The 14,314-nt window shown below is 57.5% G+C and carries 13 protein-coding genes; 6 read left to right on the top strand and 7 right to left on the bottom strand.

Translation table 11 applies throughout. The features are described 5' to 3' along the window. Positions 1–27 precede the first annotated feature (27 nt). Positions 28–1,647, top strand: a complete 1,620-nt coding sequence (locus LH23_RS09720) for a cyclic peptide export ABC transporter (RefSeq protein WP_039290639.1) — start codon at positions 28–30, stop codon at positions 1,645–1,647. A gap of 9 nt (positions 1,648–1,656) precedes the next feature. Here the strand turns inward: LH23_RS09720 and LH23_RS09725 are convergent, their stop codons facing one another. From LH23_RS09725 to LH23_RS09750, 6 genes are all read right to left on the bottom strand, one after another. Then, on the bottom strand, positions 1,657–2,622 hold the full coding sequence (locus tag LH23_RS09725; protein WP_039290641.1) for an ABC transporter ATP-binding protein: 966 nt from the start codon (positions 2,620–2,622) through the stop codon (positions 1,657–1,659). Next, entirely contained in the window at positions 2,619–3,599 is a 981-nt protein-coding gene (locus LH23_RS09730; protein ID WP_039290643.1) for an ABC transporter ATP-binding protein, read from the bottom strand. The genes LH23_RS09725 and LH23_RS09730 overlap by 4 nt, the downstream gene beginning before the upstream one ends. After that, positions 3,596–4,543 carry an oligopeptide ABC transporter permease gene (gene opp4C, locus LH23_RS09735; RefSeq protein WP_039290646.1) on the bottom strand — a complete coding sequence of 316 codons (948 nt, stop codon included), beginning with the start codon at positions 4,541–4,543 and terminating at the stop codon, positions 3,596–3,598. The genes LH23_RS09730 and opp4C overlap by 4 nt, the downstream gene beginning before the upstream one ends. Next, the gene (locus LH23_RS09740; protein WP_039290647.1) at positions 4,543–5,502 is read right to left on the bottom strand and encodes an ABC transporter permease; all 960 of its coding nucleotides are present in this window, start codon (positions 5,500–5,502) and stop codon (positions 4,543–4,545) included. The genes opp4C and LH23_RS09740 overlap by 1 nt, the downstream gene beginning before the upstream one ends. Positions 5,503–5,555: 53 nt before the next feature. Further along, a complete protein-coding gene (locus tag LH23_RS09745; RefSeq protein ID WP_419672747.1) occupies positions 5,556–7,265 on the bottom strand; it encodes an ABC transporter substrate-binding protein in 1,710 nt (569 codons plus the stop codon). Between the two features lie 125 nt (positions 7,266–7,390). Beyond that, on the bottom strand, positions 7,391–7,786 hold the full coding sequence (locus tag LH23_RS09750) for a VOC family protein (protein WP_039290653.1): 396 nt from the start codon (positions 7,784–7,786) through the stop codon (positions 7,391–7,393). A 141-nt stretch (positions 7,787–7,927) separates the two neighbouring features. Here LH23_RS09750 and pheP point away from each other — a divergent pair, with 141 nt between their 5' ends. From pheP to LH23_RS09775, 5 genes are all read left to right on the top strand, one after another. Then, on the top strand, positions 7,928–9,322 hold the full coding sequence (pheP, locus tag LH23_RS09755; RefSeq protein WP_039290655.1) for a phenylalanine transporter: 1,395 nt from the start codon (positions 7,928–7,930) through the stop codon (positions 9,320–9,322). 266 nt (positions 9,323–9,588) lie between these two features. Beyond that, positions 9,589–10,293 (top strand): hypothetical protein, encoded by a 705-nt coding sequence (locus tag LH23_RS09760; protein ID WP_039290656.1) that lies wholly within the window; start codon positions 9,589–9,591, stop codon positions 10,291–10,293. After that, positions 10,286–10,708, top strand: a complete 423-nt coding sequence (locus LH23_RS09765; protein WP_039290658.1) for a hypothetical protein — start codon at positions 10,286–10,288, stop codon at positions 10,706–10,708. The genes LH23_RS09760 and LH23_RS09765 overlap by 8 nt, the downstream gene beginning before the upstream one ends. A 114-nt stretch (positions 10,709–10,822) precedes the next feature. Beyond that, on the top strand, positions 10,823–11,725 hold the full coding sequence (locus LH23_RS09770) for an EamA family transporter (protein ID WP_039290660.1): 903 nt from the start codon (positions 10,823–10,825) through the stop codon (positions 11,723–11,725). 133 nt (positions 11,726–11,858) lie between these two features. Further along, positions 11,859–12,881 carry a sensor domain-containing diguanylate cyclase gene (locus LH23_RS09775; RefSeq protein WP_039290662.1) on the top strand — a complete coding sequence of 341 codons (1,023 nt, stop codon included), beginning with the start codon at positions 11,859–11,861 and terminating at the stop codon, positions 12,879–12,881. A 16-nt stretch (positions 12,882–12,897) separates the two neighbouring features. Here LH23_RS09775 and ampH read toward each other — a convergent pair whose 3' ends face one another. Further along, positions 12,898–14,055: a D-alanyl-D-alanine-carboxypeptidase/endopeptidase AmpH gene (gene ampH, locus LH23_RS09780; RefSeq protein ID WP_039290663.1), complete on the bottom strand. Its 1,158-nt coding sequence runs from the start codon at positions 14,053–14,055 to the stop codon at positions 12,898–12,900. Between the last annotated feature and the right edge of the window lie 259 nt (positions 14,056–14,314).

A 14,314-nucleotide genomic window follows, 5' to 3' on the forward strand; every position in this document is an offset into this window, starting at 1 on the left:
CAGAGTAATGTCGAAAAGGAAGTAACAATGTCTCTGTTAATGATGCTGTTCCGCCTGGTAGGCGGCTGGCTGGTGCTGGCGGCGTTTGCCAGCGTGGTCAGCGGGCTAAGCAACGCCTCGCTGCTGGCGGTGATCAACCATAGCCTGACGCTGCCGCCCGGCGGGCTGGCCGATGTGGCACTGAAGTTTGTGCTGCTGGCCGCGTTAATGCTGGGCACCCGCGTGCTGGCCGAAACGCTCTTTATGTGGCTCGGGCAAAAAGTGAAGGCCACGCTGCGCAAAGACGTGGTGGATCACGTCAGCGAAACCGCCTGGGCGCAGCTGGAGAAAACCGGTATGGCAAAGGCGGTGTCCATTCTGACCCAGGATCTCGACACGCTGGTGGTCTTTTTCGTCAGCCTGCCGGGGTTGCTTATCTACGGGGCGGCGATTGTCGGCTGCCTGATTTACCTCGGCACGCTATCGTGGCAGGTCCTGCTGCTGGCGCTGCTGGTGCTTGGCCTGGGGGCGATGGGCTACCGCGCCGCCCACGGCAAAGCGCTGGGGCTGCTGCGTAGTTCCCGGCAGCGGGAAGATACGCTGATTGCCCAGTGTAAAAAACTGTTCGATGGTGGGCGCGAGTTCCGCCTGAATCCGCTGCGCAGACGGCACTTTGTCGATGGGCCGCTGAGCGAGAACATCGAGGCGGTGCGCATCGAACGCACTCGCGGGTATGTATTTTACGGCCTGGCGAAGAGCTGGGGCAGCGTGCTGTTCTTCGCGTTTATCGGCGTGGTGCTTTACTGGCTGCGAGAGTCACTGGCGCTCAGCTCGGCGGTGATGACCGGCTACACGATGATTTTTCTGTACATGATTGTGCCGGTGGAAGGCGTTTTGTCGGCGCTGCCGACCGTGACCAGCGCCCGCATCGCACTCCAGCGAATCGCCCAGCTTAAAACCGACCTGCCGCAGGAAAAACTGCTGCCGCTGAAAAGCCTGCCCCGTTTTGACAGCCTCGAGCTGGCCGATATTCGCTACGAATATCAGGGTGAAGAGGGGGAACGTTTTACCCTCGGGCCGCTAAATCTTCGTTTCACCCAGGGCGAGCTGGTCTTTCTGGTGGGCGGCAACGGCAGCGGGAAAACCACGCTGGCCAATTTGCTGGTGGGCCTTTACCCGCCGGACAGCGGCGAGCTTCGGCTTAACGGCAGGCTGATAACGCCCGAGCAGCGGGAGATCTACCGCCAGCATTTCGCCGTGGTATTTAATGATTTCTTCCTGTTTGATGACGTGGATAACGTCCACGAGCGCACGGCGGACCAGGTGAACAAGCTGCTGCATCTGCTGAAGCTCGACCACAAAGTAGCCTTCCGGGATGGGCGTTTTTCAACCACCGCGCTTTCTCAGGGGCAGCGTAAACGGCTCGCGCTGCTGCAGGCGTGGCTGGAGAATCGGCCTTTTTATCTGTTTGACGAATGGGCGGCGGATCAGGATCCCGGCTTTAAAGAGGTGTTCTACAAAGTGCTGCTGCCGATGCTGAAAGCGGAAGGCAAAACGGTGCTCGCCATTACCCACGACGACCGCTATTTCCCGCTGGCGGACAGGCTGATTAAGCTGGAGTCCGGGCAGGTGGTGGCAGACAGCGTACTCAGGCCGCTGTCTGCCTGAATTGCAGAGTTACACCAAATGACACGCGACGCGGTGAGCATCGCCCACTTCCCGCAGCGCCGGGACTTCCTGGCGGCAGCGGTCGGTGACCTGCGGGCAGCGCGAAGAGAAACGGCAGCCGGAGGGCGGGCGAGAAGGATCGGGGATTTCGCCCTGAATGGCTGCCACCGGCTCGCTGTCTGGATCCAGCGTCGGGACCGCGGCTAGCAGCGCCTGCGTATAAGGGTGCAGTGGTTGGCTGAAAAGCGTGTCGCGGCTGGCGGTTTCCACCAGTTGACCGAGATACATCACCGCGACGTCGTCACAGAGGTGTTCGACCACGCCGAGATCGTGCGAGATAAACAGAAACGTCACGCCGCGTTCGTCGCGCAGATCGGAAAACAGATTGATGATCTGCGCCTGAATGGAGACGTCGAGCGCGGAGATCGGTTCGTCCGCAATAATAAAATCGGGGTTAAGGATCAGCGCGCGAGCGATACCAATGCGCTGGCGCTGGCCGCCGGAAAACTCATGCGGGAAGCGGTTGTAATGCTGCGGTGCCAGCCCGCAAATCTTCATCACTTCCAGCACCTTGTCACGCAGCTCGGCGCGGGTGCACAGCTTGTGCTCCAGCATCGCTTCGCCGATGGCGTCTCCTACGCGGATGCGCGGGTTTAGCGAGCTGTAAGGATCCTGAAAAACGAGCTGGATTTTGGGGCGCAGCGCCCGCGACTCTCTGGCGCTCAGCTCACTCAGTTCTTTGCCGCGATACTTCACGCTACCGGCGGTTTTGTCGTACAGGCCAAGCAGGGTACGGCCGACGGTGGTTTTCCCGCTGCCGGACTCGCCCACGAGGCCGAAAATGGTGCCCTGGCGAATGTTAAAGCTGACGCCGTCGACCGCGCGCAGTTCGCCGGTTTGCTGGCCGAAAAGCCCGTCGCGCAGCGGGAAGTGTTTTTTGAGCCCTTCGACTTCAATAACGTACTGAGTGTTCACGATGCGGACTCCGCTAACTCACTGTAAAAACAGGCGGCCTGTCGCTGCTGGCCGAGAAGCGCCGGAATGCCCTGACGGCAGCGCTCGGTGGCGCGTTCGCAGCGATCGGTAAAGGCGCAGTAAGGCGGCAGGGCAGCTAAATCAGGCACCTGGCCGGGGATCGAATAGAGCCTGCGGCGGCGCTCGCCTGGGATTGGCCGGGAAGCGATCAGCCCTTTGGTGTACGGGTGCAGCGGATGGCGGAGCACCTCCGCCGTTGGCCCCTGCTCGACGATGCGCCCGGCATACATCACCACGACGTGTTCCGCCATCTGGGCGATGACGCCTAGATCGTGGGTGATCAGCATCAGCGCCATACGGTGCTGGCGCGCCTGATCCCGTAATAGACGCAGGATCTGCGCCTGAACGGTGACGTCCAACGCCGTTGTCGGCTCATCGGCGATCAGCAGCTTTGGCCGGCAGCTCAGCGCCATGGCGATCATCACCCGCTGTAACATTCCGCCGGAAAGCTGGTGCGGGTAGCTGGCCATCAGACTTTCCGCTCGCGCCAGCCCGACGTCGGTCAGCATTTGCGTCGCCAGCAGCCAGGCTGCTTTGGGCGTTTCCCCCCGGTGGCGGATCAGCGGCTCGCAAAGCTGGTCGCCGATAGTCAGCACCGGGTTCAGGGCGGTCATCGGCTCCTGGAAAATCATCGCCAGTTCGTTGCCGCGCAAATCTGCCATTTGCGCAGGCTTCAGCCCCAGCAGGTTTTTCCCCTGAAACCGAATTTCCCCACCGTCGATACGCGCCGCCTGCGGAGGCAGCAGCCCCATCAGCGACATGGCGGTCACGCTTTTGCCGCAGCCGGACTCGCCGACGACGCCGACGGTTTGCCCGGCGTGAACGGTAAACGACACGTCCTGCACGGCGCGCACGCGCCCCTGCTCTCCGGCAAAGGAGAGGGAAAGGTTGTTGAACTCAATCAGCGCTTCGTTCATTTCGCGCCTCGCTTCATTTTCGGATCCAGCGCATCGCGCAGGCCGTCGCCCAGCACGTTTATCGCGATCACGGTGATAAAAATGGCGATGCCCGGTGGCATCCACAGCCACGGGCGACGCTGGAAGTCGATCAGGCTGTTGGCGCTGTCCATCATGTTGCCCCACGAAGGCGTGGGCGGCACGACGCCGAGGCCGAGGTAGCTCAGCGCCGATTCCATCAGGATTGCATTGGCTACAGCCATCGTTGCCATCACCACCAGAATCGGAATGGTGTTCGGCAGCAGGTGCCCGAACAGGCGGCGGCGGGCGGAAAGGCCTAATACGCGGGTTGCCAGCATAAAGTCGCGCTCGCGCAGGGAGAGGATTTGCCCGCGCACCAGACGTGCCAGCTTCGGCCACTCCAGCAGGCTCAGCATGATAACCACCATGTAAATGCGCGAGTCCGGCGAGAAGTCGAGCTCTGACAGCATCGCGCCCGCGACAATCAGCAGCGGCAGGCTGGGAATGGTCATTACCAGATCTGCCAGGCGCATAATCAGTTTGTCGGTCCAGCCGCCGAGATAACCGGAAACCGCCCCGAGCAGGTAGCCGAGGGTGACCGAGAGCAGCATGGTCAGCAGGCCGATAATGAGCGAGATGCGCCCGGCCAGCAGCAGGCGGGTGTAGACATCACGCCCGAGGAAGTCGGTGCCCAGCCAGTGGATTTCGCCCGGCGGCTTGTTGATCATCAGGGCGTCGGTGGCGTCGTCCTTCCACGGCGACCAGAGCGGCCCCAGGGCGCACCACACCGCCATCACGATCAGCAGAATCAGGCAGAACATCGCCAGGCGGTTGCGCCTCAGCGCCTGCCAGGCCTGATGCCACGGGGAAGGCGTCACCTGTGCCAGCGCCGGAATTTCGGCTTTGCGCAGGCGGCGGTTAGTAGAAAACAGAGAACTGAGCATCACGACCTCACCCGAATGCGCGGGTCGGCCCACGCGTAAAGCACGTCGGCAATCAGGTTGCCGAGGATTGTCAGTACCGCCAGAAACAGCGTGAAGCCCATCAGAACCGGGTAATCGCGGGCGGCGAGGGAATCAATATGAATGTGGCCGGCGCCCGGCCAGTTAAAGACTTTTTCGGTAATGATTGCCCCGGAGAACAGCCCCGGCAGCTCAAAGCCGAGCAAAGTGATGATCGGCAGCAGCGCATTGCGAAGGGCGTGTTTAAGAATAACGGTGCGTTCGCGTAGCCCTTTGGCGCGGGCGGTGCGGATAAAGTCCATCTTCACCACGTCCAGCATGCTGGCGCGGAAGTAGCGCGTCAGGCTGCCCGCCTGCAGCATCACCAGCGCGAGTACGGGTAGCACAAGGTGGGCGGCAACCTGGACGACGTAGGCCCAGCCGGTGGCGTCGCTGCCGGTGTTGGTCATGCCGCCGACCGGCAACCAGTGCAGATCCACCGCGAACCATTTGATCAGCAGCAGGCAGAGGAAAAAGGTCGGGAAAGACATGGCGGCGAACACCAGCACGCTCACCAGATGGTCAAACAGCGAATTCGGCCTCATGGCCGAAACAATCCCCACCGCCAGACCAATCCCCCAGTAGAACACCAGCGCGATGGAGGCCAGCAGGAAAGAGTTCCAGATGTACTGGTTCAGCAATTGGCTAACGGGAATTTGGTACTGCAGAGAGAAGCCTAAATCTCCCGTCAGCAATTGCCCGAGCCAGTGGAGATAGCGGGTGAACAGCGGCTGGTCGAGGCCGTAAATTGCTTTGAGCTCGGCGGCGCGGGCGGCGGTCAGCGTAATATTGCCGTCGATAAAGTCACCGGGCGTTTTCGCGAACAGCATAAAGATAATAAACGAGGCGAGCAGCAGCATCGGCAGGGTTTGCAGCAGGCGGCGCAGAATAAAATTTTTCATCACGTTCTCACTGCCGCCGCCCCGGCGAAAGGGCGACGGCAAGGGTTACTGCGTTACTTAACGATTTTCACATCCGGCAGGCTGCCGGTCAGGCCGTTGTAGATGTCTGGCTTAAAGCCGGTGACGCGGGCGCTGCTGGCGGACAGGATCTTGCGGTTGCCGAGCAGAATCGCCGGGGGATCTGCCGCCAGCACTTTATACAGCTCGTGGTAGATAGCCTTACGCTTCTCTTCGTCGAGGGTCGCGTTGCCTTCGTTAATCAGCTTGTCCACCTGCGGATTGTTATAGCCGGACTCTTTGGCTTCGGTGCTGTAGTAATCCCACACGCCGTCGTGCGGATCGTTCAGCGTGCTGGTGCTGAAGGAGGCCAGGTCGTAGTTGCCCGCTTTGCGCTGCGCCATCAGGGCATTGAAGTCGACAACCTGCGGCTTCAGCTGCACGCCGATCTGCTGCCAGTTCTCTTTGGCGATAGGGATCAGCGCGTCGTTCAGCACTTTTTTGCTGACCAGCAGCGTCAGCTCCAGGCGTTTGCCGTCCTTCACGCGGATGCCGTCCGGGCCAGGCTTCCAGCCCGCTTCATCCAGCAGTTTTTTCGCCTGTGCCTGATCGAATTTGTACGGGTTCACGCCCTCCGGGTTATAGGCCCAGGAGATCGGCGAGATTGGCTCGTTGGCGACCGTGCCGTAGCCCTGGTAGACCACGTCGATCAGCTTCTGGCGATCCAGGCCGTAGATCAGCGCCTGGCGAACTTTTACGTCCTGCAGCGCCGGGCGGCGAACGTTGAATTCAACCTTGCTATAGTCGCTGGAGCCGTAAAGGTTGATATTGGCGAAGCCCAGCAGTTTTAGCTGCTCGATATCGTCCGGGCGGGAGGTAAAGGAATCGTAATCCGTCTCGCCGGTCTGGAACAGCTGGAAGTTGGTGGACGGATTAGTCACGCGGTAAATAAAGCGTGGCGTTGGCGGCGTGCCGCGATAGAAATGGGTGTTGGCGTGGAAACGAATTTCCTGGCCTGGAATGTATTTCTCATACACATACGGGCCGTTGCCCAGCGGTTTGCCGTGCAGGGTACGCAGGTAATCCAGGTTGCCGCGCTGGTAGTCTTTGCCGTAGTACGCCTTCGACAGCACCGGGCCGCCGATCTTGCCCAGCGTGGTCGCGCCCGGCTGGGTGGTTGTGACCTGCAGCGTGAGCGGATCAATCACCTTCAGGCCGCTGACGCTGTCGGCTTTCCCTGCTTTGTATTCGGCACCGCCCGCGATGTTGGCAAGCGTGATGTCGGTATCGCCGTCATATTTCGGGTCATACAGCACGGTGAGCGTGAACGCGACATCTTCGGCGGTCAGCGGGGAACCGTCGCTAAAGGTCAGGCCAGGGCGCAGTTTGATGGTATAGACTTTGCCGTCCGGGCTGACCGTCCAGCTTTCGGCGAGGCCAGGGACCAGATTGCCGTGGCTGTCCCAGTCAATCAGGCGTGAGAAAATGACGTTGGTGACATTTTCATCCCAGCCGTTAACGAAGAAGTAAGGGTTGAAGATGCCCTGAGGTTCAGAAATCCCGGCGACCACGGTGTCTTTGCGCAGCTTGGCCGTGGCCGGGATTTGGCTGGCATCGGTGGCCGGCGTGATGCCCTCTTTTAAGATGTCATCGGCCGCCGCCGCGCCGGAGAAAACCACCACGCTGCTAATCAGGGCTGCCTGTAAGGCCAGGCGAAAGCGCGTGGGTTTTGTTTGTAATGCGTCAAGTAACCTGGCCAATAGCATTCCCTCAAGATTTTTTGCTGTAAAATTTACAAATCATGACGAAAGATAAAAGCCCAGATCTTGCCTGTCTAACAACGAAAAGCTATGCCTTATAGCGATTTATTCCTTTGCCCCTACAAAGCATATTAGTTGTGCTGGAGTAGATCCCAGCGGTTGCCATAGAGATCCTCAAAGACTGCAACGGTGCCGTACTCTTCCTCTCGTGGAACTTCGCAGAAATGTACGCCGTTGGCGGTCATCATGGCGTGATCGCGCCAAAAATCATCGGTATGAAGGAAAAGGAAAACTCTGCCGCCGCACTGATCGCCAATAGCGGCCTGCTGGCGCTCGTTGGTGGCTTTGGCCAATAGAAGATGGCAATCACTTTCCGGGTTTGGCGTGACCACAACCCAGCGTTTTCCCTCTTGTGGGATGTCTTCTACAAGCGTGAAGCCCAGCTTTTGGGTGTAGTATTCAATCGCTTTGTCGTAATCATCCACGACGATAGCCACGCAGCCCAGCGCGCGTTTTTGCGTTTTCAATGCCTGCTCCTTTCCTCTGGTGATAAACGGGCATGAGCATAACATTCACCAGGGATTATTTCCGAAGTGTAACCATTCCTTGCCACTCTTAGCTTCAGGTGTTAAAAGGTGCCCCTTTGACAAATCACAAAGGAGCAGGGCGTGAAAAACACGTCAGTCGCCTCTGAGCCACAGGGCCAGGGTGCGGGGCCGGAGGATGGCCATCAATTACAGCGCGGCTTGCAGAACCGCCATATTCAGCTGATTGCGCTGGGCGGTGCGATTGGCACCGGACTCTTTCTCGGCATTGGTCCGGCGATCCAAATGGCGGGGCCTGCCGTCCTGCTGGGCTACGGCGTGGCGGGGATCATCGCATTTCTGATCATGCGCCAGCTCGGTGAGATGGTTGTTGAAGAGCCGGTTTCCGGTTCGTTTTCCCATTTTGCCTATAAATATTGGGGGCCGTTTGCTGGCTTCCTGTCCGGCTGGAACTACTGGGTGATGTTCGTGCTGGTCGGCATGGCGGAGCTGACCGCCGGCGGCATTTATATGCAGTACTGGTTCCCCGAGGTGCCGACCTGGACCTGGGTGGCGTTGTTCTTCGTGGTGATCAACGCTGCGAACCTCGTGAACGTGCGCCTATACGGCGAAATGGAGTTCTGGTTTGCGCTGATTAAGGTGCTGGCGATTGTCGGCATGATCGGCTTCGGCATCTGGCTGCTGGCTTCCGGACACGGCGGTGAGCGGGCGGGCGTGAGCAACCTCTGGCAGCATGGTGGCTTCCTCGCCACGGGTTGGCACGGGCTGATTTTGTCCCTCGCGGTGATCATGTTCTCGTTCGGCGGGCTGGAGCTTATCGGCATTACGGCTGCTGAGGCGCGTTCGCCGCAAACCACCATTCCGAAGGCGGTTAACCAGGTGGTGTATCGCATTCTGCTGTTTTATATCGGCTCGCTGGTGGTGCTGCTTTCGCTCTACCCGTGGCTGGAGATCAAGTCCAACAGCAGCCCGTTTGTGATGATTTTCCACGAGCTGAACAGCAATGTGGTTGCCTCGGCGCTCAACTTCGTGATTCTGGTGGCTTCGCTGTCCGTTTATAACAGCGGCGTGTATTCCAACAGTCGCATGCTGTTCGGCCTCTCCGTGCAGCGCAATGCGCCAAAATTCCTGGCGAAAGTCAGCCGTGGCGGCGTGCCGGTGAATTCACTGCTGCTGTCTGGCGCGATAACTTCGCTGGTTGTTGTCCTCAACTACGTGCTGCCGCATGACGCCTTTGGCCTGCTGATGGCGCTGGTGGTGGCGACGCTGCTGCTGAACTGGATCATGATCTCGCTGGCGCACATCAAGTTCCGCCGCGCTATGCGCAGTCAGGGGCATGAAACCAGCTTTAAGGCACTGCTTTACCCGTTCGGCAACTACCTGTGCATCGCTTTTATGATGATGGTGCTGGGGCTGATGTGTACCATCGACGGGATGCGCGTGTCGGCCATGCTGCTGCCGGCCTGGATAGTATTCCTCTTTATTGCCTTTAAGCTGCTGCGCCGTAAAACCCACTAAAGTCCTCCTCAAATAACGCCAGCTGCTTTTAATAGAGTTGGTGTTATTTATTTCTAATTAAGTTTCAATTAGGTTTTTATTTATTGGTGAGTATACTCGCCAATGGCGATTTTTTTCAGAGCTTGAAAGGCTAAATATCAACGAAGAGGTTATGTTTCATTAGTTATTATATTTAAGGATGTGAGGTCTGGGTAATATAATTCTGATGAATGAAATAAGTGGCTGTATAAATTAAATCTCATCCATCAAACAAGGAGTGTAAAGCGATGAGCAAGCGGAGTGATATAAAGGGCGGAGCGAGAATTGATGAAGTTACCTATGGCTTAGTTTATACCGAGGTGCTGGGGTGGGTTGATTTAGGCCATGCGCAGGGGACGGATATACGGAAGTTGTTGAGTGACATTGACTCGGGTGAAAGGCTGGGGAAAGAATATTACGATGTGAGCTACTCACAGTCTATGACCAGCCCGGGCCGACTGATTAAAATGGGCAAATTTATTAAATGGCGAATTAAACGTGGCCGCACCCTGCTTGAGCGCAGAAGTATTGCGCTGGCAATGATGATGTCATTGGCGCGCAAGTTCGAAGGGCTGCAGGCGTCATTCCCCGTTAGCCTGGTGACGGACAGTGGATTCAGCGGCGAGGATTTGGTGTCAGATTTGCTGGGGTTTTATCGGGTTGTTTCGATCCGTGAGCCTTTTCGTATGCTACGAGTAGTTAGCCGAGAAAAAGCCCTTAAACGTTGGGATCATTACGGTAAAATAGGCGGCTGGAAAAACGAGTCATTCCGGCCACTGTTGTTTCCCGATCCCGATATCTTCCCCAACACCAGGCCCTATAAAGGCAATTTGCCAAATTTTATGCAAACCGTCAGGCCGTGGAGTGATTTCCACTCAGGTATTGTCAGGGTTGCCAGCGCCGATGGCTCATATCTTGATAATGGAAGAGATGGGGTACTACCTTATGCGTAACTCTTTAAAAATTTTCACCGCGGTCGTTGTGGTGATTACCGCCGGGCTGGTGTGGGCGTGGCCTTATATAACAATGGAGTTCGCGGGTAGCGCCCACTATACCGAGCAGGACAAGCGGGAATATGAATATTATACCCCCGATATCCTGCGAGAAATGCCGCGTATTTCACCCCGCTACGACTTTGATTATGTGAACGTTACCGGGCCAGGGGCATTTATTCACGCAGTCAGCTTCTATGATATTGATGATTCCAGTCGGGTTGATGCCTATCTGGAGATAAAGGGATATACAAAACAAAAAGAGTGCCATATTAAAGCTGTATGCTGGCAGGGGAGCGATTCCGAGGAGACGATTACGGTAAGCAACCTGAAAGAAGAAAAAATTATCCAGGTCGCCATCATTTATGACTACTGATAGCCGCTGATTATGCTGCGGCGGACGTTGGCAACCGCATTGTCCGGCACCTTATCCTCCCGAATTTACGCTATCATACTGCCCTTAAGAAACGGGCGTTAAAAGGGCAGGGGAATGAGCGTTAGTCGGAAAGGGATGCTGTATGTGTTGTTTGCGGCGGTGCTGTGGGGAAGCTCCGGGGTTTGTGCGCAGTACATTATGGAGCAAAGCCATATTTCCTCGGCATCGCTGACCATGCTACGGCTGCTGTTCTCCGGTCTTATCCTGCTAATGCTGTCGTTCATGCACGGGGACAAAATCTTCGCCGTGTTTAAGCAACGAAACGACCTGATTTCTCTGCTGATTTTTACCCTCTGTGGCGCGTTGACGGTGCAACTGACCTTCCTGCTGACCATCGAACAGTCCAACGCCGCGACCGCGACGGTGCTGCAATTCCTTTCGCCGACCATTATCGTGGCCTGGTTTGCCTTTGTGCGGAAAAAGCGTTCCGGCAAACTGGTCTATGCCGCGATTGGCACCTCGCTAATCGGGACGTTTGTGCTGGTGACCCACGGTAATCCTGCGTCGATTACCATATCCGGCAGCGCGTTGTTCTGGGGCATCGCTTCCGCGTTTGCCGCTGCGTTCTACACGACCTATCCCTCGAAGCTGATTGCGCGCTACGGCACACTGCCTGTCGTGGGCTGGAGTATGCTGCTGGGCGGCGCGGCATTGCTGCCGTTTTACGCCAGCCGGATCGGCAGTTTCAGCGCCACTGGCGGCACGTTGCTGGCCTTCTTCTACCTGGTGATCGTCGGCACGGCGATCACTTTCAGCCTCTACCTGACCGGGGCGCAAATGATTGGCGGGCCAAAGGCCAGCATTCTTAGCTGCGCGGAGCCGCTGAGCAGCGCATTACTGTCGGTACTGCTGCTGGGCATTAGCTTTACGCTGCCGGACTGGCTGGGGTCTCTGTTGATTATCTCTTCGGTGGTGCTTATCTCTCTGGATTCCCGGGGCAAGCTGCATTCACACTAAGCCGCTACATTTTGCAAGGTTTAATTACCGGCAGAAATATCATATTTTGAGGGGTAGAAGTTGCCGTTGTGATACGGTAAAAAGTGCGCTTCCCGGCGCAAGTCTGCACCTCCGATAAAGGTATTTCAGTGTGATGATTGATAATCTAATTGAGCGTATCTCTTCCGCCTTAGACGCCGAATACACCCTGGAAGGTTTGGTCAGACAGCTGCTGGAAATGCTGGAGCTGGTGACCAACATGGAATCCACCTATCTGACCCGCATCGACGCGGAGGGCAGCCAGCAGCATATTGTTTTCTCCCGTAATACCAAGGCGATGAATATCCCGGAAGGTCTCTCCGTCCCGTGGGAAGATACACTTTGCAAACGCGCTTTAGACGAGGGCCGCCGCTATACCTGCGATGTCGCAAGCGTTTGGGGTGACTCCGAAGCGGCAAAGGCGCTGGGGATTGTGACCTACGTGAGCACACCCGTCACCCTTGCCGATGGCTCGCTCTACGGCACGCTGTGTGCCGCCAGCTCCGAGCAGCGCGTGCTAACCGATCACAGCGAACAGGTTTTACAGCTGTTCTCTCAGCTGATTGCTCAGCAGATCCAAAATGAGCAACTGATGAAGAAGCTGCAGCAGGCCAACGTCGCGCTGACGACCGCCAGCTACACCGATGAATTAACCGGATTGCCTAACCGCCGCGCGGTCTTCGATCAGCTGCCTCGTCTGTTCTCCCGCGCCAAAGATGACGCCCGCTACGTGCTGGTGGCCTTTGCCGATTTGGACGGCTTTAAGCAGATAAACGACCTGCACGGCCACGAAACCGGAGATGATTTCCTTTGCGCTATCGGCCAGCGGCTGAAAGAGGGCGTGAGGGGGGACGAAATATTAGGCCGGCTTGGCGGCGATGAATTTATTGTTGCCGGGGCGGGGCCAACGGAATACAGCGAAGCCCTGCGAGCAACCACCGCTTTTCGCGCCAGGCTGTCAGAGCTGCTGAGCGGAGAGTATGAGCTGAAGTCCTGCGTGATTGATTATGCGGGGCCCAGCATTGGGGCTATCGCCGTCAACCCGGCGACAACCACGCCGGACGACGCCCTGCGCGAGGCGGACACCCTTATGTATGTGGATAAGAAGCGCCGTAAAAATGGCGCGGCGGTCAGCTAAACGCCGCGCGCAATTTTCAGGATGCTGGGGTTTCTGCTGCCTTATTGCCGCTGAGTTCAGTCACCAGATCGTTCACGCCGTCGCTCATGTTGACGAAGCGGGTTAGCGGCGAGCGCGTAACCACCACAAAAACGCCCACGTTATTCTGCGGCACCATCGCCATGTAGGTGATAAAGCCGCCGCCGCCGCCGGTTTTCTGAATAATACCCGGGCGGCCCTCTTTCGGTGACATCCAGACCCAGCCCATGCCCAGCGCGTCGGCTTTCCCCGGCACATCCATGCCAATGACCTTATGCAGCTGGCTGCGCTGATAAATCAGGGTTTGCATTCTGTCTGCCTGGCTGCCGCGATGATGGAAGTCGGATGAGAGGAATTGCTGCATCCAGCGCATCATGTCGCCGGGCGTCGAATAGACGCCGCCGCTGCCCACCGCCGCCAGCGTATTATCGCAAGGGCTGGCACCTTTCTCGGCGACCATCAGGCGTTTGCACTGGTCTGGCGAAGGGGTAAAGGTGGTGTCTTTCATGCCCAGCGGGCGGGCGATTTGCTCGTCGAACAGGTCGGCATACGGCCTGCCGGTTGCGCGCGACAGGGCATCGGCCAGCAGGTCAAATGCCAGGTTTGAATAAGCGGCCACTGTGCCTGGGGCGGCTTTCAGCGTAGCCTGCGAGAGCCAGTTCCAGCGCTGATCCCGCGTCGGCCAGGTAAACACGGTGCGGTGCGCTGCGCCGCCGGGCTGTTCGCGCGGCAGGGAGCTGGTGTGAGTAGCCAGGTTAATTAAAGTGATTGGCTGGCCGTTAAAGGTCGGTACCCTTGCGCCGGGAGGCGCATATTTGCTGAGCGGATCGTTGAGCTGGACTTTGCCCTGATCGAGCATTTTTACCAGCATTTCGCTGGTCATCAGCTTCGTCAGTGAGGCGATGCGGATCACCGAATCCAGCTGCGGGCGGACGTTATTGCCCGGTCTGGTGTCACCGAAGCTGCGAAATACCCGCTGGTTACCGTCGATAACCACGATGGCCATGCCGGTGGCTCCGCTGCCGTAATAAATATGGTTGGCATAGCGATCGACTACGTCGGCGGCAAATTCAGGTGCCGGAGACGGTTGCGCAAAACTAAGCGCCGGCAGCAGCGCAGCGGCCAGCAAAAGAAGACGAGGAAGACGAGTTTTCAACGCAAAAATCCAGTTTAAAAAATAAGGCGGTATTGCAGGTATTTATACTACTCTGCGCCCTTATGCAAAGCGTCAATTCAGCCTTTACGGCCTGAAAAGCGTAACCGTGCGTTACATCACCAGATGGCGCACAAAAGTTTGTCAGTTGCGGCTTAATAAAGCATTTTTTGCCTGTTTTTACACTTCGGCTGGCGCTGTTGCCCGGTGGTTGCAAAGAAAGATCTTAAATAAGATTAAAGACCGATGATTTCGCTACGCT

It is taken from the genome of Cedecea neteri, assembly GCF_000758305.1.
GTDB lineage: Bacteria > Pseudomonadota > Gammaproteobacteria > Enterobacterales > Enterobacteriaceae > Cedecea > Cedecea neteri_C.